The 24,131-nt window shown below is 24.9% G+C and carries 24 protein-coding genes; 17 read left to right on the forward strand and 7 right to left on the reverse strand.

Annotated elements, in window-relative coordinates; all coding sequences use genetic code 4:
- Positions 1-2 precede the first annotated feature (2 nt).
- The 3 genes from LT335_RS04625 to LT335_RS03485 form a co-directional block, all read right to left on the reverse strand.
- Positions 3-2,090 (reverse strand): M60 family metallopeptidase, encoded by a 2,088-nt coding sequence (locus LT335_RS04625; protein WP_249728707.1) that lies wholly within the window; start codon positions 2,088-2,090, stop codon positions 3-5.
- Between the two features lie 102 nt (positions 2,091-2,192).
- On the reverse strand, positions 2,193-2,654 hold the full coding sequence (tsaE, locus tag LT335_RS03480; RefSeq protein WP_249728708.1) for a tRNA (adenosine(37)-N6)-threonylcarbamoyltransferase complex ATPase subunit type 1 TsaE: 462 nt from the start codon (positions 2,652-2,654) through the stop codon (positions 2,193-2,195).
- 11 nt (positions 2,655-2,665) lie between these two features.
- On the reverse strand, positions 2,666-3,208 hold the full coding sequence (locus LT335_RS03485) for a hypothetical protein (protein ID WP_249728709.1): 543 nt from the start codon (positions 3,206-3,208) through the stop codon (positions 2,666-2,668).
- Between the two features lie 132 nt (positions 3,209-3,340).
- Here LT335_RS03485 and asnS point away from each other — a divergent pair, with 132 nt between their 5' ends.
- The 8 genes from asnS to LT335_RS03525 all read left to right on the forward strand — a co-directional run bounded on the left by asnS (position 3,341) and on the right by LT335_RS03525 (position 12,335).
- Entirely contained in the window at positions 3,341-4,759 is a 1,419-nt protein-coding gene (asnS, locus tag LT335_RS03490) for an asparagine--tRNA ligase (protein WP_374982223.1), read from the forward strand.
- An 88-nt stretch (positions 4,760-4,847) separates the two neighbouring features.
- Entirely contained in the window at positions 4,848-5,525 is a 678-nt protein-coding gene (locus LT335_RS03495) for a hypothetical protein (protein ID WP_249728711.1), read from the forward strand.
- Between the two features lie 29 nt (positions 5,526-5,554).
- Complete coding sequence (locus LT335_RS03500) at positions 5,555-6,274, forward strand: ATP-binding cassette domain-containing protein (RefSeq protein ID WP_249728712.1); 720 nt, start codon at positions 5,555-5,557, stop codon at positions 6,272-6,274.
- The gene (locus LT335_RS03505) at positions 6,243-6,980 is read left to right on the forward strand and encodes a hypothetical protein (protein ID WP_249728713.1); all 738 of its coding nucleotides are present in this window, start codon (positions 6,243-6,245) and stop codon (positions 6,978-6,980) included. Before LT335_RS03500 ends, LT335_RS03505 begins: the two co-directional genes overlap by 32 nt.
- A gap of 91 nt (positions 6,981-7,071) precedes the next feature.
- On the forward strand, positions 7,072-8,241 hold the full coding sequence (locus LT335_RS03510) for a hypothetical protein (RefSeq protein WP_249728714.1): 1,170 nt from the start codon (positions 7,072-7,074) through the stop codon (positions 8,239-8,241).
- Positions 8,242-8,253: 12 nt separating this feature from the next.
- On the forward strand, positions 8,254-9,009 hold the full coding sequence (locus LT335_RS03515; protein ID WP_249728715.1) for an ATP-binding cassette domain-containing protein: 756 nt from the start codon (positions 8,254-8,256) through the stop codon (positions 9,007-9,009).
- Entirely contained in the window at positions 8,984-10,564 is a 1,581-nt protein-coding gene (locus LT335_RS03520; RefSeq protein WP_249728716.1) for a hypothetical protein, read from the forward strand. Before LT335_RS03515 ends, LT335_RS03520 begins: the two co-directional genes overlap by 26 nt.
- Positions 10,565-10,760: 196 nt before the next feature.
- Complete coding sequence (locus tag LT335_RS03525) at positions 10,761-12,335, forward strand: hypothetical protein (protein ID WP_249728717.1); 1,575 nt, start codon at positions 10,761-10,763, stop codon at positions 12,333-12,335.
- Between the two features lie 70 nt (positions 12,336-12,405).
- Here LT335_RS03525 and LT335_RS03530 read toward each other — a convergent pair whose 3' ends face one another.
- Positions 12,406-13,383 (reverse strand): ETX/MTX2 family pore-forming toxin, encoded by a 978-nt coding sequence (locus LT335_RS03530; RefSeq protein ID WP_249728718.1) that lies wholly within the window; start codon positions 13,381-13,383, stop codon positions 12,406-12,408.
- A gap of 220 nt (positions 13,384-13,603) precedes the next feature.
- Here LT335_RS03530 and LT335_RS03535 point away from each other — a divergent pair, with 220 nt between their 5' ends.
- The 7 genes from LT335_RS03535 (at position 13,604) to LT335_RS03565 (ending at position 21,100) form a co-directional block, all read left to right on the forward strand.
- A complete protein-coding gene (locus LT335_RS03535; RefSeq protein WP_249728719.1) occupies positions 13,604-14,311 on the forward strand; it encodes an ABC transporter ATP-binding protein in 708 nt (235 codons plus the stop codon).
- A 1-nt stretch (position 14,312) separates the two neighbouring features.
- Positions 14,313-15,263 (forward strand): hypothetical protein, encoded by a 951-nt coding sequence (locus LT335_RS03540; RefSeq protein WP_249728720.1) that lies wholly within the window; start codon positions 14,313-14,315, stop codon positions 15,261-15,263.
- Positions 15,264-15,278: 15 nt separating this feature from the next.
- Complete coding sequence (locus LT335_RS04630) at positions 15,279-17,804, forward strand: endo-beta-N-acetylglucosaminidase (protein ID WP_249728721.1); 2,526 nt, start codon at positions 15,279-15,281, stop codon at positions 17,802-17,804.
- 138 nt (positions 17,805-17,942) lie between these two features.
- On the forward strand, positions 17,943-18,332 hold the full coding sequence (locus LT335_RS03550) for a hypothetical protein (protein WP_249728722.1): 390 nt from the start codon (positions 17,943-17,945) through the stop codon (positions 18,330-18,332).
- Between the two features lie 126 nt (positions 18,333-18,458).
- Positions 18,459-18,878, forward strand: coding sequence for a hypothetical protein (locus tag LT335_RS03555; RefSeq protein WP_249728723.1), 420 nt, complete (start codon positions 18,459-18,461; stop codon positions 18,876-18,878).
- A gap of 166 nt (positions 18,879-19,044) precedes the next feature.
- Complete coding sequence (locus tag LT335_RS04635; RefSeq protein WP_249728724.1) at positions 19,045-20,640, forward strand: APC family permease; 1,596 nt, start codon at positions 19,045-19,047, stop codon at positions 20,638-20,640.
- A gap of 127 nt (positions 20,641-20,767) precedes the next feature.
- Positions 20,768-21,100, forward strand: a complete 333-nt coding sequence (locus tag LT335_RS03565; RefSeq protein WP_249728725.1) for a hypothetical protein — start codon at positions 20,768-20,770, stop codon at positions 21,098-21,100.
- 30 nt (positions 21,101-21,130) lie between these two features.
- Here the strand turns inward: LT335_RS03565 and greA are convergent, their stop codons facing one another.
- Positions 21,131-21,643, reverse strand: coding sequence for a transcription elongation factor GreA (gene greA, locus LT335_RS04640; protein ID WP_249728726.1), 513 nt, complete (start codon positions 21,641-21,643; stop codon positions 21,131-21,133).
- 19 nt (positions 21,644-21,662) lie between these two features.
- Positions 21,663-22,004: an HPr family phosphocarrier protein gene (locus LT335_RS03575; protein WP_249728727.1), complete on the reverse strand. Its 342-nt coding sequence runs from the start codon at positions 22,002-22,004 to the stop codon at positions 21,663-21,665.
- A gap of 157 nt (positions 22,005-22,161) precedes the next feature.
- Between LT335_RS03575 and rpmB the strand changes: the two genes are divergently transcribed.
- Positions 22,162-22,341 carry a 50S ribosomal protein L28 gene (gene rpmB / locus LT335_RS03580; RefSeq protein ID WP_249728728.1) on the forward strand — a complete coding sequence of 60 codons (180 nt, stop codon included), beginning with the start codon at positions 22,162-22,164 and terminating at the stop codon, positions 22,339-22,341.
- 128 nt (positions 22,342-22,469) lie between these two features.
- Positions 22,470-23,339 carry a DegV family protein gene (locus LT335_RS03585; protein WP_249728729.1) on the forward strand — a complete coding sequence of 290 codons (870 nt, stop codon included), beginning with the start codon at positions 22,470-22,472 and terminating at the stop codon, positions 23,337-23,339.
- 31 nt (positions 23,340-23,370) lie between these two features.
- Here LT335_RS03585 and LT335_RS03590 read toward each other — a convergent pair whose 3' ends face one another.
- Positions 23,371-24,003, reverse strand: coding sequence for an NAD(P)-dependent oxidoreductase (locus tag LT335_RS03590; protein WP_249728730.1), 633 nt, complete (start codon positions 24,001-24,003; stop codon positions 23,371-23,373).
- Positions 24,004-24,131: the final 128 nt, after the last annotated feature.

The raw sequence follows: 24,131 nt of genomic DNA on the forward strand, positions 1-24,131 counted from the left end.
TCTTATAGTTTTATTAAATTGTTATTAATAATTTCAAAAGTAATGTTATTAGTACCTAAAGTTTTAACTTGATTTCATCGATTATTAGCATAATATAAACCACGAGTTGGTTCAGCAAATCAGAATTTGATTTTATAATTATTTTTATAACTAATGTTATTTAAGTCTTGAAACTTCATTGTTGTTTCATCACCATTAACAGTCATGTTGTAAATGGTATTGTCATTTTCATCAGTAACTGAAATTGCTACATAAGCTTGATTTTTAAAGTATGAATGAATCGTAATATTTGTAGTATTAATAAATAATTTTGTTTCAGCTGTATTTAGTCCAAAAATACCATTTTCAACATCTCCTAGGCCAAGAATTCTAACTGAATTATTAGTAGTAATTTTTGTTGGAATTAAATATTTATTACCTGTTTTATTTGGTTCTCTAATATTAACACCAGAATAGTTAGTAATATTTTCGTTTTTTCAATTAATTGAATTTCAGTTTGGTTCTGATATTGTTCCAATTATCATATCGTTACTAATATTAGATAAAGCATTGATTGCTTTCTCATGATTAACTTTTTCACCAAAATTTAAGTTAAGGATTGCGTCTTGTTTAACTTGAACACCAAGAGTAGGATTATATTTATTTAAGTTATAATCAATAATTGCATTAGTTTCAATATGGTTATCAAAAATATTATTTCAAATATCTTTTGTTAATTCTGGATATTGTTCTACATCATTAATTGTTGTTTGACTAGCATGAATTCCTCATTTTTCAAAGAAAGGAATTAGATTACGATTTGCTATTTTTGAAGTCATTTTAATAAAAGTTTGATATTTTTCAGCATCAGTTTTTGGTTTTTCTTCTGGAGATAATAGGCGATATTCTTGGTTTAATGTTGGGAAAAATTCCTTACCATAAGCCATATGTAATTGTAAGAAAATTCCTAATCGACCTCAAATATCTAAATCGGTGATTTTTTTATCTGGATTAGTTGAATTAATATAATTTTTAATATTAGTAATTGTATTTTTGTCACTAAAAATTCTATTTTTAAAACCAAATGCTTCTTGAATTCAGAAAGAGTTAATATTAACTGTTACTTCACCAAAGCCACTAAAATTATAATCTGGATTTTGGTAAGTATGACCAATTTCATGTCATAGTCCTCATTGATCACTTTTTCCACTAGTAAATAAACCTTTTCCGGCACCAGTATTATTTTGAAAACTAATATAATCATTAGTTGCATAAGCATAACCGCCACCGCTGTCTGGATTAGCAATTTGAATTTTATTATGATATTTTTTTGCGACACCGTCAAAATTTGAACCTAAACCACTAGTATAATTTGATAATTCATAAATTTCATCTCAATTTTTGACTGTATCATTTATTTTATTAATTGCTGTTAAGTTATTTTTTCATAATTCATTAGCTAAGGAAATTTGAAATGTACCAAAGACGTTATTACCAATAATTTCAACAAATGGTGAACTTGTTTCATTTAATTGTTGATTAAATTCTTCACTTGTTGTTTCATTTACTTTAAAAGTTGGAACTTTAATCCCATTTTCAACATTAATGTTTACTGAAATATTAGTAGTAAAACTTTGATTACTAATATATAGGATTCCATCTTGATTTGGTGTAAATGTTGTTGTACCAGAAGTTAAAGTTATCTTTTCTGGAGTTAATGATTTGCCATCATTTAAATTTTTGTAAGGTCCTCATTGACCAACAAAGGCATAAAGTTCATTATTTGTTTTTGGGCTAATAATGCTAACTGTTGATAATTTTGTTACAAAAATCCCTGTTGGAGTGAATTGTGAATGATAATAACTTAAATTAGAGTTTTTTGTATTATCAAAAACATTACCTTGTGCTTCGACTGTAATTTGATTATTAATATTATTATCTTTTATTGGATCAGTTGGGATTGGAACAATTGAATTGTGTGAAGTAGTGTTTAATCCTACTCCTAAACCAACCCCTAATCCAACTCCAATTACTACAAATGCAGTAGCATAAAGTTTTCAGTTTTTATATAATTGTTTTTTTGATTCTAAAAAATTTTTATTATTTGACATTTCTGTCTCCTTTCTTGTAATTTTTGAAAAAATAACGATACGATATCGTATTTTTATTTATAATACAATAAAATTGTATTATTTTTTTAATAAATGCTTAATTTAGACATTTTTTTTATTTAAAGGTTTAATTTCTTGTTCTGTTAAGTTATTAGTTGTAATTGTGATTGTTCGTTGCTGATTTTTTAATTGAAAATTAATCTTAATTGTTTTTAATTTTGTAAAATCTCAAGTAATTTTTTCTGGTCATTCAATTATTGAAAAATTATTAACTGTTAGTTCAAAGTATTCTTGAAAGTCAGTATTTTTATTTAAGCGATAAGCATCAATATGAATTAGTTTTCAAGGATATTTTGTTTGATATTGATTTAAAATAATAAAACTTGGTGAACTAATAACTGTTTTTACTCCTAGTTCAACACCAATAAATTTTGTTAATTGTGTTTTACCGCTAGCTAAAGGTCCAGTCAGTAAGAGATAAAGATTTTCTTTGGCAATTTTACTAATTGCTTGAGCAATAGTTTTAGTATCTGCTAAAGTTTTTAATTGATAAATTTTTTCCATTTTTATTCTTTCTATTTTTCATTATCATTAAGAATATTTTCGATTTTTAATTTAGCATAAATTGCTAATGCAAGTGTGTCATTGCTTTTGTCTAAATCAAATTCATTAACAAAAACACCTCTAATTCCTTTTTCACCAATTGATCCATCACCTTTGCCATAATAAGTTTCTTGTAAATTTAATCCTAAATCACTTAAATCAATCGCAAATAAATGTCAAATTTTAATATTAGTTTTATTAGCATAGTAACTACCTAAATTATAAATTGTTGCTCTTTCATTATTTTTATCTTTAATATTAATTCCTGTTTCTTCAATTAATTCGTCTTTAACAGTTGTTAAGATATCTTTTTTTAGTTCACATCCACCAGTTAAAGTTCCATAACTTTGATGTAATCTGCCGTTTAATAATGGATTTGTTTCATGAATTAATAGAAATCAGTATTGATTATATTGATAAATAAAAGGCAGAATTGCTACTCCTTGGTCATTACATCAAGGTTCACTAACACCTTCCATATAGCCAGCTTTGATTAGTTTGACAAATTTTCCCATTTTATCTCCTAGAAAATAAAAATCTTTTTTAATTTAGTTGCTATTATTATAATATATTATTAGTTAAGATATAATAAAGAAAAGCATAATCAATAAGAAAAATAACCGAGAATAAGGAGTTAAAAACTAGTGATAGTAGCCATTAATCAATTATATGATAGTAAGTTTAAAACACTTCCAACAATTACCATTCAAGGATGAGTTAAGTCAAATCGTAATAGCAATAAAATTGGTTTTTTAGTTATTAATGATGGTAGTACTTTAAAATCTTTACAAGTAGTTTATCATTCTGATCATAGTTCATGAAAAAAAATAACAGAAATTACAACTGGTAGTGCTGTTAGTGTCACAGGAACTTTGGTAATGACTAAAAATGCACAACAACCATTTGAATTAAAATTAGAATCTTTAGATTTTCTTAGTTTAGCAGATAAAGATTATCCAATTCAAAAAAAGGCCCATGGTTCAGAATTTTTACGTGAGCAAGCGCATTTAAGAGTGAGAACTGATACTTTTTTTGCCATTTTTAAAGTTCGTAATCAGATTGCTTTTGCGATTCATCAATTTTTTCAAGCAAAAGGATTTATTTATTTAAATAGTCCAATCATTACTGCTAATGATGCTGAAGGTGCTGGTGAAAATTTTACTGTAACAACGATTGCTAACAATCAATATCATAAAGATTTTTTTGGTAAAAAAGCTGCTTTAACTGTTAGTGGTCAATTGAATGCTGAATCTTTTGCTCAAGGTTTTAAAAAAGTTTATACTTTTGGTCCAACTTTTCGTGCTGAAAATTCTAATACTACTCGTCATGCTGCTGAATTTTGAATGGTTGAACCTGAATTTGCTTTTGCTAGTTTGAATGATACGATTGATTTGGCAAAAAATATGGTTGCTTCAGTTGTTAGCAATGTTTTAACTTATTGTCATGATGAAATTGAGTTTTTTCAAACAAAATTACAGCAAGAAAAATCAAACAAAGATAATAAAGAGCAACACGATTTAATTACTATGTTAGAAAAATTAACCGTGCTTGATAACTATCAGGTAATTACTTATAGTGAAGTGATTAAATTGTTAGAAAAGGCAAAGAATAACGGTAAAGAATTTGTTTATAACGATATTAAATGAGGAATGGATTTACAATCTGAACACGAAAGATATCTTTGTGAAGAAGCATATCAAGGTCCAGTTTTTGTTATTAATTATCCACAAGCAATTAAAGCTTTTTATATGAAAGCAAATCCAATTGATATTAACCATACTGAACAAAAAACTGTTGCTGCATTAGATTTATTAGTTCCGGGTATTGGTGAATTGATTGGTGGATCAGTTAGAGAAGATAATTATCAACAATTATTAGCTAATAAAGAACAATTTAAAATTGCCAGTGAAGACTTACAATGATATTTTGACTTAAGAAAATTTGGTTATGCTCCTAGTGCTGGTTTTGGTTTAGGAATGGAACGGTTAATTATGTTAATTACTGGTGTTAATAATATCCGTGATGTAATTCCATTTCCAAGAACACCAGGGAATTTGATGTTTTAAAAAGGTTTTTAAACAAGTTCATTTATAGAACTTGTTTTTTTTATATTTTTATTTATACTTTAAGCAAATAGGGTAAGGGGTTTTTATTGTGAAAAAATTTTTAATTGTATTAGGTGCAAGTACTATGATTGCTTCTGGTACTTTAACAACGATTGCTATGAATCTATCAAGTAATAAAATGAATAATGAAATTACTATTGATTCAAATAAAAATAATAATAAAGTTTTAGATGAAAATATTGATAGTTTAGAACAAATTGATCAAGAATTAGTTTTAAATTCTTTAGTTCAAAAAGGAAGTGATGTTGTAATAAATTATCAATTATTTCTAAATCAAAATTTAACGAGTGAATTTATTGATTTAATAAAAAATTTTCAACTTATAAATACAAATATTAATGATGCAAAGCAACTTTTGTTTGGTGAAACAAAAAAAGATGCTAATTTTAGTGTTTATAGTATTAATGATTGAAGAATTCATGTTGAAAAACCTAAAGCATGATATAGTTGAATTATTGGTACTTGAGGATTAGATTTTAATCATGAATTGATACAAGATATTTGTTATGATGCTGAAACTCTTGGCAGTTTAGTTCAAATTGTTGGTGATACAGGAATTTATGCTGCCGCTGCCACAGTTGTTAATATAACATTAAATATTAGTTCATTAGTTCTTAATAAAATTGATAAAGGAAATGGTATAGTTATTAGATTTTTTGCTTGAGTTATACCAAAAAAGATTGCAGGTGCAGATTATAAATGATAATAAGAAATGAATTTAAAAGGATTTAAATTATGATTGAATTAAAAAATGTTGAAAAAATGTTTACAGAGACTATGGGGATAAAAGATATTAATTTAACAATAGATAATAAAGCTAAAATTGGTATTTTAGGACCAAATGGTGCTGGTAAAAGTACTTTGATTAAATTAATTCAAGGATTATTAATTCCCAAAAGTGGTGAAATCACTAAAAATGGTCTTGCAACTAGTAATAAAAAATTTACACTTGAAGATGTTGCTTATATTTCTGTTGATGAAATATTTCCTAAAAATTTAAGTGTTAAGTTTTATATTAAATTTATTAAAAATTTAAATCGTAATTATCAAAGTAATATAGATGAGATTGCTAAAATTTTTGATTTTGATTTAAAACAACTAACAAAAATGAAAAATCTTTCAAATGGAATGAAGCAAAAATTAAAAATTTGTTTGGCTTTAGGTTTTAATAAGGAAATTTATATTTTTGATGAACCAACAAAAGGATTAGATCCATTAATGCGTGATATTTTTATTGAATATATTAATAATAATTTACAAAATAAAATTATTATTTATTGTACTCATTTAGTTGAAGAAGCTACAGCAATATGTAAAGAAGTTTTAATTCTAAAAAATAATACAATTATTGAAAAAATTATGATTAATGAAAATACTAATTTAATTAAAAGTTATAAAGAAATATATCAAAAGGAGTTAGTAAATGAAAAACAATTGAGCAATAATCAGATATAATTTTTCTTTATATAAGTTCTATTATTTTATTTTTACAGTTGTTCTTGGATTTTATATTATTATTTTATTAATTACTCCGGCTGCTTATGATGATAAAACTCGATTATTAGATAATAATGATCTTAATCGAATGATTTTCTCATTATTTTGAACAATTACTTTTTTTGATTATCTTGCTTTAGCAAATAAAATTTTTCATAAAAATATTAAAAATAAACAAGAACAAATTATGTTATTTTCCAAGACTACAAGGCAAGGATTATTTTTGTCTAATTTATTTTTTTTATTAATTTATGCTTTTACAAGAATGTTATTGCTTTTTATTATTGTTGCTATTTGTTATGGTTTTAAACCAAAATTTTCTATTACTAATGTTTTATGATTATTATTTAATATTACTATTAATTGTCTCTTTGTTATTATGTTGTTTGTTTTTATTTGTTTAAGAACATTTAGCACATTTGATAAACAATTTTTATGATTTGGTATTTTAGGTGCTATTTTTCTTTATATGACTATGATTATAACTTTATTTCAAGATAAGGTTGGAATGATATTTTCATATATACCAATCTTTGGTATCACTGCTCCTGAATGAATTACTAATAATGCTTGACAACAATATTTAAATTTACCAATTTCAATTTTAGGGTCAGCTGTTTTTATATTTATTAATATCAGATTAAATCAAAAAATTGAATATTAAAGTTTTTTAAAACAAGTTCAGTAAAATCAACTTGTTTTTTTTATATTTTTCTTTATACTTTAAGCAAATAGAATAAGGGAGTTTAATTAAAATGAAAAAATTATTAATAAGCTTATCAACATTAATTCCAATTTTTAGTGCAACATCAATTTTAGCAGCTGCTCAAAAAGTTAATAATTTATCAACCCAAAATTTTCAACAAATTCAAAAAAATATTGATTTAGTTTCTAACTCTGATGATTTTTCAACAACTGATGAAGATGATTATTATACTCTTGAAGGGCAAAATTATAATACCACTTATCGAGTTTATATTAGTTCTAATAAACAAACAAGTTTACCTAATATTGAAAATTCAGTAAATTATGCTTTAGGAAAAAAATCTAAAGATACTTGATATGATTATAAAATAAAGGGTTTATCATTAAATATTACAACTTTAGCAGCAAATAAAGATGAATTTTTAAAAAAGTATCGAGCAGTTACTGTTAGTTTTTTATATATGAGTAATCTTTGAAATGGTTTACATAAATGAAGATATCCAGGTGATAAATCGTCACCTTATAATGTTGAAGCATATACTTTTAATTTAACTGCAGAAAATCATAAAGATACAGTTTATACTAATTCTGCTCCGACTCATAGTAATAATGAAAAAACACATTTGATTATTGATCAAACTTGAGATGGTAATATTTTAAACATTAATTATTGACTTGGAACTTGATATCATTGAAAAGCAGGCAGTATTTATAATCATGCTGCTTTAGCACAATTTACTAATGATAAATATACCCTAATTGCTGTTCCTGCTTACGATCCTAATATTCAAAATGTTCATGTTGATCGAGCAGAGCGCTCTAATAAAATTAATTTAAAATCAGCAAATAAAGTTACTGATTTTGATTTAGTTAATCAAGATTTAAAAGCAAAGGCAGCTAGTGAAGCAATAGGCAATGCTTGATTTAAAACAGCAACAATTTTTCTTGCTTCTTTTTATTGAATTTCTGGCAATAAAGGTTATGGAGTAACAATTAGATTTTTAGGTGATACAGCAATTAATTTTGCTTCATTTTTGCTTTTAAATGGTGCTTTATTTGATAGAACTTTAACATTTGATAGATCTAATAATTTATTAAAAGCGGTTTATACTGATGATTTTGCTAATAAAATCATTACAGATTTAACATCATTTGATTTTAATGATAAAATTACATATCAAGATAGTAAAATTGTAGTACCATTTATTTATATTAATTAAAAAGGGGTAATAATGTTAAAACTTGAAAACATTCAAAAAAGATTTAAACAAAAAACAGTTTTAAAAGATGTTTCTCTTACTTTTGAACCTGGAAAAATTTATGGTTTGTTAGGTAATAATGGTGCTGGAAAAACAACCTTAGTAAAAATTATTTTTCAAGAATATAAATTTGATTCTGGAATAATTAAATATAATAATCAAACAATTAAGACAATTGATTATAAAGATTGATATTTTTTCTCTGAAAATAATGAGTTACCAAAAAATATTAAAGTAAGTTCTTATATTAATATGATTAGAAATATGACACTTTTATCAAAAACTGTTTTTAAAACTAGGATTAATGAAATTAACAAATTTATTGATGTTCAACCATGATTAAAAAATAAAATTGGTAGTTTATCAGCAGGACAACAAAAATTATTATCACTTTATGTTTGTTTATTATTAAAACCAAAAATAATCTTTTTTGATGAACCAACAGCTAATGTTGATTTTGCCAATAAAAAAATAATTTTGGAAGTAATAAAAAAATTAAAAAATCAAGAAACATTAATTGTTGTTATTACTCATTTAATTGAGGAAATTAAAACATTGTTAGATCATGTTATTATTGTTGATGAAGGATTAATCAAATATGATCAAGAGTTTTCTAATGAAAAAGAAAACTTAAAAGAAATATTTGAAAATAATGCGACAATATTAATTAATAATAAACAAGATGATTTGGAGACATATCTTAATGAAGACACTAAAGCTAAGGTTTAATGCTAATCAAATTACAGTTTTGACTAAAAATCAAATTGAATTATTTTTTAAAAGTATCAAATTTATTATTTTAATTAGTACTTTTATTATTTTAAGTTTAGTTGTTAATATTTTTGGTTTTCTTATTATTAATAGTAATTTAAAACTTTTTTCTCCTAATGAAAAAATAACTTATATTAATCTTTTAGTTATTATCAATTCAATTTTTTTAGTTATTCAAACAATATATTTAACAGTAAGTTGTTTTATTAGTCAAATTAAAAATAATGTTCATATAACTGAATTGCGATATGGTTATAAAGTTAAAAATATTTATTTATCTCGTTTATTTTTTGTTTTAAGTGTTTCTTTTTGTTCTTTGTTAGTAATGTTTTTAATTTCAAGTATTTTCTTTGCAATTGGTAAAAGTCAAGATAGTTATCAAGCAATATATCTTTATCGTTTATATATTTCATCATTTGCTTGATATGCTAGTTTTATTTTCTTGGCCCTTGTTGTGACAATTATTTTATCAAGATTTTTACCTGAGTCTGCTACTAGTATTATTGCAACAATTTTAGCATTTTTATTTCTTTTCTTTCCTGCTATTTCAGGATTTCTTGGTAACTTTTCAAGTAATTTTGCTGGAAACAACATGGATTACGATGAAAGAGATGATGCTTTATTGTTAATTAAAGAAGATTATCAAAGAAAATTGATTACTAATATGGAAAATGATGAAACTTTGAAAAATATTTATTCTGACTTTGACTTTGTTAATCAAAATACTCGAATATCTTGGAATGAATTAGTTGCTGGACCAAAACTTTGAAATTTATCTGATTCAGAAAATAGTCAAATTGAAAATTATAATAATTTTTATCAAAGTATTGTTATGACATTACGTCAAGGTCCACAAATTACATCATGAGATATAATACCGGAAATATCTTCAGTTGCTCATATTAAGGCAAAAGAACCAATTGGTAAAGTAGTGCAAAAGATAATTACAAATAAAGCAAGTGAAAAATATAATTATTTATTAAATTTTATTATTAAAGCTACAAAAAATTATGAAGTTTTAAAGTCAGTTAATGTTTTTTTTCAATATTTGGACGATTATAGTGCTAATGAAAAAGAATTCATTAAAGCTAATTTTACTTCAGATGAATATTATTTTATTAAAACTTTAAATACGCTATTATTTTCTATTATTGAAAGAAAGAGTGATGATGTTACATCTTATAACTCTTATGATGATTGAATGAGTGATATTAAAAGTAGAATTAAAAAACATCGAATTTCAAATATTTTTAATCCTTTATATCATTTTAGTTTAATGTTTAATGGCGTTAATTATCATAATGAGTTTTTATATGATGCTTTTAGTCAACAACAAATTGCCTATGGTATTGTTCCTAATATTGATTTTACAGGTAATTTGAATGATTTAAATCAACCATTTAAGTTAAAACGAATTGTTCCTACTGAAGCTATTTATCTTTTTTATTGAGCTTTAGGAGCAGGATTAATTTGATTGTCTTATCTTAGATTTAATAAGAAGGCTAGAAAATAGTTAAAAATAAAGTCCACCTATAAAATTTAAACTTATGAATATAATTCTCTAAGTATAGAAAAATGATAAAAAAACAATTATTATCATACTATATAAGGAGAGTTTTCTAATGAAAAAGAAAACTTAAAAGAAATATTTGAAAATAATGCGACAATATTAATTAATAATAAACAAGATGATTTGGAGACATATCTTAATGAAGACCCTAAAGCTAAGGTTTAATGCTAATCAAATTACAGTTTTGACTAAAAATCAAATTGAATTATTTTTTAAAAGTATCAAATTTATTATTTTAATTAGTACTTTTATTATTTTAAGTTTAGTTGTTAATATTTTTGGTTTTCTTATTATTAATAGTAATTTAAAACTTTTTTCTCCTAATGAAAAAATAACTTATATTAATCTTTTAGTTATTATCAATTCAATTTTTTTAGTTATTCAAACAATATATTTAACAGTAAGTTGTTTTATTAGTCAAATTAAAAATAATGTTCATATAACTGAATTGCGATATGGTTATAAAGTTAAAAATATTTATTTATCTCGTTTATTTTTTGTTTTAAGTGTTTCTTTTTGTTCTTTGTTAGTAATGTTTTTAATTTCAAGTATTTTCTTTGCAATTGGTAAAAGTCAAGATAGTTATCAAGCAATATATCTTTATCGTTTATATATTTCATCATTTGCTTGATATGCTAGTTTTATTTTCTTGGCCCTTGTTGTGACAATTATTTTATCAAGATTTTTACCTGAGTCTGCTACTAGTATTATTGCAACAATTTTGGCATTTTTATTTCTTTTCTTTCCTGCTATTTCAGGATTTCTTGGTAACTTTACAATTTTTATAGTAGACTACGATTATTATGATCGAAGAGATGATGCTTTATTGTTAATTAAAGAAGATTATCAAAGAAAATTGATTACTAATATGGAAAATGATGAAACTTTGAAAAATATTTATTCTGACTTTGACTTTGTTAATCAAAATACTCGAATATCTTGGAATGAATTAGTTGCTGGACCAAAACTTTGAAATTTATCTGATTCAGAAAATAGTCAAATTGAAAATTATAATAATTTTTATCAAAGTATTGTTATGACATTACGTCAAGGTCCACAAATTACATCATGAGATATAATGCCGGAAATATCTTCAGTTGCTCATATTAAGGCAAAAGAACCAATTGGTAAAGTAGTGCAAAAGATAATTACAAATAAAGCAATGGAAAAATATAATTATTTATTAAATTTTATGATTAAAGCTACAAAAAATTATGAAGTTTTAAAGTCAGTTAATGTTTTTTTTCAATATTTGGACGATTATAGTGCTAATGAAAAAGAATTCATTAAAGCTAATTTTACTTCAGATGAATATTATTTTATTAAAACTTTAAATACGCTATTATTTTCTATTATTGAAAGAAAGGATTATGATTTTACATCTAATGATACTTACAGTGATAGAAATACTATTAAGAGTAGAATTAAAAAAAGTCAAATTTCAAATATTTTTAATCCTTTATATCATTTTAGTTTAATGTTTAATGGCGTTGATTATCATAATGAGTTTTTATATGATGCTTTTAGTCAACAACAAATTGCCTATGGTATTGTTCCTAATATTGATTTTACAGGTAATTTGAATGATTTAAATCAACCATTTAAATTAAAACGAATTGTTCCTACTGAAACTATTTATCTTTTTTATTGAGTTTTAGGAGCAGGATTAATTTGATTGTCTTATCTTAGATTTAATAAGAAGGTTAGAAAATAGTTAAAAATAAAGTCCACCTAAGTTTAAATTTTATAGGTGGACTTTATTATATTTTTAGTTAAATATTAAATTATGATAAAGATTCTTCATAGTGTGATACTTCAATTTGCCCACCTTGTGATTTTCAAGCAATTGGTAGATTTAAATAATAATTATTTGGATTTTCAATATCGTCAACAGTAACAACTGAATATTGAGTAGAATTATTTTTAAGTTGATTAAGATAACCGAGTTCTTTTAAAGTGTTAACAATATCTAAAACAGATCATTTTTCTCAAATACTACTTTGAAAACTGCCGTCTGTTTTAAAATAAAAATGAGGAATTAAGAAATTTTTAGCATCTAAATCTTTTTTTTGAACTTCAAAATTAACAATTCCTTTGCTGGCATAGACACCTTGCTTAATAATATATAATACTTTTAAAGCAGAATGAGCGCTTGCCTTAATTGTTTGGCTAGGTGCTTTAACACTTACTTTTTCAGTTTTACTATCACTTCATTGTTTTCCTTCTGAAATTTCAAATGTTGCTTGACTTTCGGCACTACCATTAAGTTCACCATCTCCTAAAAAAGGAATCTTGAATCCAGCATTAAGAGAAATAGTTTTAGAATATGTTTCTGCTAGACTTAAAGTAAAAGTATGGGTATTAGTAATTTCTTTAGTATAAGATTCACTATTATATAATTGTTCATGGTTTGAATCATTTCTAAAGGTATCACTAAAAGTTCATAAAATTTGTTCATCATCAATTGGTTTCATTTCTCATGAACGAATAGTTCCCATTTGTTGATCAAATGCAGTTTTATAATAATTTGAGATTTGAGTATTAATTATTGTATCAATTTGAGAATTAGCTTCTAAATTTTTTCAATTAGTATATTTAGTATTAATCATTTTAACAAGATTTTCAAAACTATTTGATCAATGTTCTTCAATATCTTGATTTTTAAGATTAGTATTAGTTTTTTGACTTGCTAAAATTGCAATTGGTGTAATTGTGCTAGCAGTTAATGTTAAACTAGTTATTAAAGATAATATTTTTTTCATTTAAAGCCCCTTTAATTTATTTTTTAATATAAATAATATTTGAACCTGCCTTTCTTGTAATATATTACTAATAATATCAAAAGCTTAATTAGCTTTAATACTAGAATTAATTAAAGATTTTGAAAAAAAGGTTCTAAAATTGAATAAATTTGCTTGATTAATAAATATTTTATATAAAATTATATATTAATTAATTTTTATTTTTGTTAAAATATATATTATGAATAATAACTATATTATTGAGATAAAAGGTCTCAACAAGAAAATTAAAAAAACAACAATCATTAATAATATTAACTTACAAATTTTAAAAGGAGAAAGGCTAGCAATTGTTGGTGCAAATGGTTCAGGTAAAACAACTTTAATTGAACTAATTTGTCGTATTACGAAACCAACTTCGGGTAAAATTTATATTAATAGTGACACAGAACGAATTAAAAAAATTGGATTACAGTTTCAAGAAGGTTATTGGCCAGCTGGAGTAACTCCAAAAGCAATTATTAAGTATTATGTTGGAAAAATTGATTTTAATAGTGACAAAGTTAAACAACTTATTGAAATTTTTGGTATTAAAAGCTTTTATAATAAATATTTAAATAATCTTTCTGGTGGAGAAAAACAACGCTTTAATGCAATGTTAGCAATTATTAATGATCCAGAAATTTTAATTCTTGATGAATTAATTACTGGTTTGGATTTAAAAATGCAAATGAAGTTAATTACTTTTTTTAAGATTTTTTTGACTAATAAACAAAAAACATTATTATTAATTTCTCATATTCCAGAAGAAGTAGAACAATTATGTGATCGTTTTGTTTTGTTAGAAAATGGTGCAATTATTAAAGATTTAAAAGTTAAAGAAATTATTAATCAGCATGGCTCAATTAGAAGCTTTATGGAAAAATATTATAGTCAGGTGGAAAATTAGTATGAATAAGATTAAAACAAAGATTTTGTTTCTTAAATCTGCTTTTAATAATAAAATTAAAACTTTTAAGTGAAGTAAAATTAAGTTCAATTTTTGCGAATTTTTCTTTTTCTTAAGAAAAAATCTGCGATTATTATTAGTTTCTGCTTTTAAAAGTTTAAAAATTTATCTTTATGTTTTTATTATACCTTTAGTTTTAGTAATTTTGCTTTTTACTTATCAAACTATGGCTGGAAAAAATCAGCCACTGCCACCGATTACTGCTGGATTTTTGTTAATTCCTGGTTTTGGTTTAATTTTAGGAATAAATAATTTAATTTCTGAGTGAAAAGCTTCAATTTTTTTAAAACGAATTAATTTAATTGGTACAACAAAAACCCAATTTTTATGTTCAATTTGAATTGTTGGTTATTTATTAGGTTTAATTTCAACTTTTTTTGTCGGTGGGATTGTTATTGCTTATGCTCAATCGTTTCCTGGTTCTAATGCATTTATTGAAATGTTTAAATTTTTAAATCATGGAACTTCTGGTGAAGTTCTTAAAAGTTACTTGGGTGTATTTTTAGGAATAACAACGGTTATTCTTAGTTCAATTGGGTTATCAACTTTGATTTCTGGTGCTTTTACTAATATTGCTTTAATTCAAACTTTGGGAATATTAATACTTGTTTTTACTTTTATTTTTTCTGATTTATTTTTTAATCCAAAAACAATTGCAATTCATAAATCATTATTAATTATTAGTTATTTTGCACCACAAAAATATAGTGCTTGAACAGTTTTTTATGCTGCTTCTGCTGGTAATTCAGATTATTTTTTACCTATAGGTGGACAGCATCGGCCAATAATTAGTTTTCACAATATTACTTGGCCAATTATTAATAGTATTTTATATTGCTTAGGATTATTTATTGTATCAGCATTTACTTTTAAATGAAATAATCGTGGATAAATAAGGAGTACAAATATGAAAAAATTTTTTTCGGTTTCGGGTGTTTTAGTTTTATTATTATCAGCTATTATGATATTACTATCATATGTTAAAACTGGTAATCATCTTTTAAATAATGAATTTCTTGCTAATTTAGAAGATTATAATTGAAAACAAGATGAGCCTTATTTTAATGATTATCAAACTATTGATTTAGCAAATAAAAGTATTATTAAAAGCGGTGACTTATCATATAAAAATCAATCTTATCTTAATTATCCAATTAGTTCTAATCTTAGTACTGGTTTTAGTACTGGCTTTAAAAATAGTGATGCAATTAAAAAACAAGCAGTAACAGGGGTACCAATGAATAGTGCTTTTTTACCAAATGGTAACTATTTGAAGGATTTTGGTGAAGATAAAAATGCTCAAATGTATCGCGAAATTAATAGTATTTTAGACTGAAATCCTAATGTTGATCGTGATGCTAAATATAATCAAGGAGATTATCCTTTAATTACTAGTAAAAAAGTTGCTAATAAGTGAGTATCTAGTCAAGATTCGCAAGTTCAAAGTGAAATTATGGGTTTAGGTGTTGAACATACAGCAGGAATGAATTCAGTTGTTGGTTCAAACCGAATTTTTAATTATAATTTTAATAATTGACAATATACTGATCGTTTTGTTGCTTGAGCCGGAGCAAATAATGAAGGAATTATTGTGCCACCTCCAGCTGATGAAATTAATGCTGCTCATATTAATGGGGCAAAAATTTATGGAATAATTTTTTTATATGGCTATTATAATAGTTTAACTAAAGCAATGTTAAGAGATTTCTTAGAAAAAGATGAAAATGGTAATTTTGCAATTGTTAATATATTAATTAATATGGCAAAATATATGGGTTTTGATGGTTGATTTTACAATAATGAACCAAATGGTTTTAATCAAGATGGTTTTATTATGGATAGTCAAAATTCAGTTGCTATTATTGATCAATTTAATTCTTTTACTCAAGCAAGTACTGATCCTGAAATTAAAAAGTTGCAAATTATGGCATATAAAAATCAAGGTCGATTGACAATTGGTGGCGATAATAAACCAATTGATAAAATATCAGATAAATTAGCTACTGTTAATAATGGTCTTTTTACAACAGATTTTGGTTATAAAGCTATCAATAGTGAAAAATGAAGCGCTAGTCATAAAGATTTTAATAGTTTTGATATTCATAATATGTATAATCTTGGAGTTAAATATAATGAAAAAACAATTGGTACAAGAGATTTACGAGATTTAACACAAAAAACTTTAAGTAATAATACTTATGATGGAAAAAATATTAACTCTTTAGCAATTTATGCTGGAACAACATCATTTGATTGAGCAAAAAATTATTTAGGAAATTTAGGGCATGTGCCAACGATTAGCGATGATATTTATGCAACAGTTTATGCTAATTATTATGATGATATGATTTATACTGGCCAACATCGTTATTTAACTAATGATGATAAAGGTTCTACTGCTAATAATGAAAATCAAGATTTAAGTTATGGTATTGGTGATTTAGTTCAAGAAAACACAATTTTATTTGATGATGAAACAGGAATTGATAATGTTGATAATTTTAAGACTAATTTTTCAACTGGACAAGGACAAATGTTTGTTAGTGATGATGGTACTATTGTTAAAAATTATCCATGAAATAATCGTCGTTTATTTGATACTCAGCCAACTTATAAGTGAAATATTGAAAGTAATCAAGATAAGACACCAATAAAAGATATTACTGGTTTTTATGATTATTATGATTCATATCGTAAGGGAAATTCACTTGCTTTAGGAAGTAGTTTTGATAAGGCAGGGAAAATTTTACCTTTTGTTTTAAAAGATAAAATTAATTGAAATATTATGGGAACGAACTATAATTCAGCAAATAAAAATATAAGTTTTACTTACAAAATATCTGATGAAAATGGTCAATGAGCAAATGTCAAAGATGCTTTTCATGTTAATATTTTAGTTACTTTTGATGATGGTAGCACAAAAGAAATAACAGGAGCGAATTCTGCACCAGATGCAAATGGATGAGTTACTGTTTCAAGTAATCTTGCAGCTGCAATAGGGGGGGGTAATTCAAATTCAAAAATTGCTAAATTAGGTTTGACAATTGCACCAGATTCTGATAATGAACATGCGCAAGCTGCAATTAAAGTTAATGTTGGTGAAATGACAGTTAATTTTAAAAATCAAGTACCACCAAGTAAACAACAATCTTATATTAGTAATTTAACTACTGAAAGTGCAATTACTAGAAATAATCGTACTTCATTGAGACTTAATTGAGATACTAACAGTAGTTTATCTGATCAAATTGCTTATTATGAAATTTATTTACAAAAAACTTCTGGTGATACGCTTTTTGTAGGTCAAACAGTTAATAAAAATTACTATTTAAGAAATTTGGCAATTACTAATAATGATAAGATTATTATTAAAACAATTAATCGTTATAATCCAGTTAATTCAAGTTTTCAATCCTGAAAGATAAAAGTTTAATATAATTAGTGTTTTATTCATTAAATATAAGAATTATTAAATATTTTTTTGTCATTAAGTATTAACAATAAGATTATTTTATGTAATAATTAAGATATAATTTTTTAAACTTAAAGGAAAGGGTAAAGGAAAAGAGTTATGAATAAAGTAGGGAAAAGTGGTGCAATTATAACAATTATTGCATCAGCTTTTATGATTATTTTTGCATTCGTTCTAATATTTTTAGGTGGTTTCTTAGCAGCTATGAATCATAGTGCTATCTTAGGTATCGGGATTGCTTGCTTGACTTTGGGTGTTGCTAATATTATTTTATCAAGTTTGGCTTTAGCTGGTCGCAAGGGTTGCAATATTGCTGCTGGAGTTACAGCAATTCTTTCAGTATTTCTTGGTTGAGCAGTATATGTTTTCCCAGCTATTTTACTTTTAATTAGTGGTATTTTATTATTCTGTGGTAAAACAAACTCAATTAGTAAAACTCGCGAAGAAAATGTTGAAGTTAAAACAGTTCAACCAGAAATGCAAGCTTAATTATTATTAATATTAATGAAAAATACAGTTAACATCTGTATTTTTTTTGTCATTTTAATATTGTTTTAATTAAGAAAATATATGATAATTAAAGCATAAAATTTTCTTTTAAAACGGAGGTGGGAAATGAATAAACTAGGAAAAAGTGGTGCAATTTTAATGATAATTGGATCAGCATTTATGCTTCTTTTCTCAATAGCTGCTATTTTTACAGGTGGAATCTTAGCAAGTGCACTAACTGATATTAATTCAATTTCACAAAAAGTAATAAATACGACAATCATTATTCTAGCAATAGTTGCTTTTGGTTTCGGTATTGTTAATATTATTTTGGCAAGTTTAGTTTTGTCAGGACACAAAAATTTAGTTATTACTACTGGAGTTTTGGGACTTGTGTCATTACTATTTGGTTGATTTACTTATATTATTCCAGCAGTTTTACTTTTAGTTGGTGCTATTTTATTATTTTGCAGTACTTCTTCAAAAAATAAATCTCGTGAAACAGTTGTTGAAATTAAAACAGTTCAATCAGAAGTCAATGCTTAATTATTAATTAAGCTAAATATCTTGAAAATTAAATAAGTTTAATAAAAATAGAACGATTTTATTCGTTCTTTTTATATGACTTTCCTCAAATTCACACTTGCTAATTAATATTATTTAATGGTAAAATTACTAAATATATAAAAATTATAGAAGGAGTAAAAAAACTATGGAAGGAAATGTCTCGAAAAAGAAATTATCCTTAAAAGAATTTATTTGATTAGGTTTTAACTATACTGTTGGTATTGGTTTTGTTGGTAATTTTGCCATCCTTTCTAATGCTGGTAATGCAAATGCTATTGGTATGCATGCAATTTGAGTATATTTGATTATTGGTTTTGTTGCTGGTAATTGTGCTTGAGCATTTGCTAAAATGGCTAAAATTCATAATTCCGACGCTAATGGTGCGGCATATATTTATGTTCGAACTACTTTTGGCCGCTTTTGAGGATGATTTGTTGGTTTTATGCAATATGTTATGTTGCCTTTTATTATTACAATTCAAATTATGATGTTAATTAGAGGAACTTTTTCACCAGATTTTGTTAGAGATGGTAGTTGATATACTCTTAATTGAGGAGCATTTAGTGACTTTTATTTAGATTTAATTGGAATTGCGATATATTTAGCTGCTGCATCAATTATCTTTTTTGGAATTAAAATTTATAAAAAAATTGCCCATGGTACGGGAATTATTAAATGAGCAACAGCCTTATGTTTAATCATTGCTGCTTTTGCTTTAGCCATAACACATGGTAGTTCAAATTGAGAACATTGAACTAATAATAGTCCGTTATCTTTTGCTGGTTTTATGAATACTTTCACATCATGTTTCTTCTTCTTTGCTGGTTTTGAAATTTTTGCAACAGCTGGGAAGAATATTAATAATCCAGAAAAAAATATTGGTAAAGGAATTACATTAATTATTTTAATTTCAACAATCTTTTATATTATTGTTTCAATTATTTTTTTCTTAGCATATTCAACATTTGTACAAAATATGAATGTTGGCGCTTGAGATAGTTTTCACAGTAAAATTTTGATATATGGTGGGCCAATTGTAATGATTATTAGTGGTTTCGCTTTAAAGATTAATGTTGCTATGCAAAATGCCTTATATGGTGGTACATCATTACAACCATTATCACAAGAAGGGTATATTTCTGATAAATTATTTAAGTTAAATAAAGAAGGGCTTCCTGTAAAAGCTTCATTATTAAATTTATTAATTACTTCAACAATGATTATTTTATGATTAGTTATTCCTGATTTAATTAAAGGATTCTGATTACTTACTCATAAAGGTCAAACTTATCAATCAGCATTTAATATTTCTACTTTAACAACAGCTTCATCAGCATTAACAATTTTTGTTTATATGATGGTTTTACTTGTTGTCTTTAAGTTAACTTTAAAGAAAAAATTACGCTTAAACTGATATGAAAAAATTATATTTCCAATTGTTTTTGCTTTCTTAGCTTTAATTTTAGTTTGACACTTTTATTCTTTAATTAAAGATACAGTTGATGCAATCGGCACAGTTAATGAAAGTTCACAAGTTGTTGCCATGGCAGTTGAATTTGCCTTTATTCTAGGAAGTTCAGTCTTTGCTATTTGCTGATATGCACTATATTATTTACCAAAATATAAAAAACGTTTACAAACAAATCCTGAATTACAAAAGGAATTAGATCGTGCTTTTGATTTTAATGAAGAACATCAAGCAGAATTAAAAGCATTACAACCCCAAACAATTAATAAATAACTTTATCTTAAAAAATAGTAGTTTAATTATATTCATTAATAATTTTCACTACTATTTTTTTTATGTTGTGTATCATTCTGAAATTTGATAGTATTATTAATATATAAAAGCGAAAGAGGAACTAATAATGCAAATTGATTTAACTAATAATATTAAAGTTATTTCCCAATGACTTGAATTTTTAAAAAAAGTTACTGTAACTGATAATAATAATGATTGAATTATTGAAATGAATGAAAGTAAAATTTCTTTTTATAAAAAAAATAATAAGGAAGTTTCAGTTGCAACCTATACATATAATCAATCTGCTGCAATTGAATCAATTGCTGATATTTCAAATATTAATTATGTAAAATATCAAATTGATAAAAATGTAAGTTTAAATAATCCAAAAATTGAATTATATAAATTGTTCTTAGTAGCTTTAGAAAGTGATGAAAAAATAAAAAAAGAGGTTTAACTAGTGTTTAGTTAAACCTCTTTAATTTTATTAATTTTCAACTTTTAAAATTTTTACTTTATAAGGATTTTTAATTCCTTTAATTTCAATTTCATCACCAGTAGTTGCATTTAAAATTGATACTGCTAAAGGGCATTCATTAGAAATTAGTCCTTCAAAAGGATTAGATTCAATTGATCCAACAATTTTAAATTTTTCTTTACTATCTTTACTTACTTGATTATTTTTCATATGAGCGATTGTTACTCAAGAACCAACTCGAATAGCATTTTTATTTTGTTTAGTAGCATGTTGTTCTTCAATAATTACAGCACTAGCAATAATAATTTCTAATTCTTGAATTCTTGCTTCGTTTTTAGCTTGTTCTTCTCTAGCACTAGTGTAATCAGCATTTTCAGATAAATCACCATCAGCACGAGCTGTTTTTAAGCGTTCTTTAATTTCTTCTCGCTTAACATTAATTAGATCATTTAATTCTGTTTTTAGTTCTTCTAAACCTTTTTTAGTAACAATGATTTGATTATTTTTATTTATTTCGGTCATTTCTACTCCATTAAACTATTTAAGCAATTAAATGTTCGTCTTTTAAGACTTTTTTAATGCCGGTAATAATTTCTTTACTATTTGGACCACGAACAACAAAAGCAATTTTGTTTTCATGTTTAACTGCTAAACCAATAAAATTTAAGATTGATTTTCCATTAGCTTTTGGTTCGTCACCAGTTAAAGTAATTTTGCCATTAACATCAACATTATCATTTAATTTTACTACTTCAACAGTTGTGTTTTCGTATTTTTTTTGATTTGTAACTGCAACGATTTTAGCAACAGGACGAGCATGTAAACCAACTTTATCCTTATCAATAATTTGCACTGCATAAATTTCTTGTGTTTGATTATTCATTTAAATTTTCCTTTCAATTTTCCAATAAAAGAAACAAATACATAAATATTTATATCATATTTTCTTTAAAAATTAGCAAAAAAATGAAATTTTTTTTCAAAAATCTTAATAAATATGATATCATATATAAGTTAAAACTCGAAAGGAGTAATAGATAATGGCAAGAAAATGTGCAATTAGTGGTGTTGGTCCACTTTCAGGAAATAATCGCTCACATGCGATGAATGCAACTAAAAGAAAATGAAATCCTAACTTACAAAAATTTAGAACTAAAGATGGCAAAGTAATTTTAGTTAGTGCTCGCACTTTAAGAAGTTTAAGAAAAGAACGGATTTAAATTATAATATTTTTAAAAAATGACTTCATTTTAGAAAGTCATTTTTAAGATATTTTAGATTTACGAATTTTAGATTTGTTATAATTTACTAAATAACTTTCTAAATTCTGTTTAGTTAGGAGATGTTAATGAAAAAGAAAATTGGAATTGTTACTGATTCAGCAACTGGTTTTAGTTTACAAGAAGCTAAAAATTATCCAGAACTTACTATTATTCCTTTAACAATTATTGATGAGGATAAAGTTTATGATGATAATATTGATATTACCAACGATGGTATTTATCAAGCATTGATTGTTAATGGTCATTTTTTAAAGACTAGTCAAACTAATCGTGAAAAAGTACGAGAATATTGAGAAGCAGCATTAAAAAAATATGATGAAATATTATTTTTGCCAATTGCTCAAGCCGCTTCTGGTCAATATGATAGTGCTGCTATTTTACAACGAGAACCAGAATTCAAAGATCGAGTAACAGTTTATGAAACAGGTGCTGCTAGTGTACCATTAAAAGCAATGGTTTTAATTGCTTTACATTTAGCAAATCAGAATAAAAATCTTAAAGAAATTATTAAAGCATTATATCAATTTCGTTTAAATTATGAATGTTTCTTAACGCCAACTACTTTGTCATATTTAGCTCGTGGTGGCAGAATGCCTTCTTCTTTGAGTTCTGTTGCAAATTTTTTAAAGTTAAAAGCAATTATTTCTTGTAAAGAAAAAATTAAAAGTTATAAAATTAAAAGAACAATGAATAACGCCATTAAAGAAATGTTAGAAACCATTATTGAAAGAACAAAAAATGCCTTTCAACAAACATTGTATGTTATTAATGCTTGATGTGATAAGGAGTTGTTAGATAAAGCAATTGCTAAAGCTCAAGAATTAGGATTTAAAAAAATCAAAGTTGAACCATTGTGTAATATTTTACAAACACATACTGGTGATAATACAATTGGTTTTGCAGTTGTCCCTAATAAATATAATATTGAAGTGTAATTTATAATATTAAAAAAGTAAGTTTTAAAACTTACTTTTTTAATACACTAATTCTTTTTTGGATATGATTTCCTTTTGTTGCTTCATCAATTATAGCAATGGCATAATCAGCATAAGAAATTATGCTTTCATTGGCATTATTAAATTTAAGTTCTTCACCAGCTAGAATATACTCTCCTGTTCTTTTACCTTCTGGTTGAAAATCAAGAGCAGGAGAAATATAAGTTCATCTAACATCATTTCTTTGACGAAGTTCTTCAAGTGCATTTTTCATGGCATTTGCTACTGGTTTATACATATCAGGAAAATCTTTTGCTTCAGCAATTTGTTTTGTATGCTCTTTATTAGTATAAAGACTTCCTGCTCCACCAACAACAATTAATCTTGTTTTACTTTTACTTAGTATGTCACAAAGATGTTTTAAAGTTGTTGAATGAAGTGCAAGTTTATCATTTTCTCAAGTCCCAAAAGCATCGATAACAACATCAAATTCTTTTAAGTCATTTTTAGTTAAATTCATTAAATCTTTTTTAAGATATTTTTCAGCACTAGTTGTATTTTCTTCATTACGAGCAATGGCTGTAACATCAATACCTCGATCTACTGCTTCTTCAACAATTAAACGACCTGATCGGCCATTTGCAGAAATAACTGCTAATTTCATAATTTTAATTTCCTCCTTGAGTAATTTTATTATATTATTATTTTAGTTATTTACTATTTTTTTTACAAGTACACACTTTAAAGTGCTATAATTACCAAAAAGAAACTATTAAATTAAAAAAGGAAATA

It is taken from the genome of Spiroplasma attinicola (genome assembly GCF_023509825.1).
Classification (GTDB): domain Bacteria; phylum Bacillota_I; class Bacilli_A; order Mycoplasmatales; family VBWQ01; genus Spiroplasma_D; species Spiroplasma_D attinicola.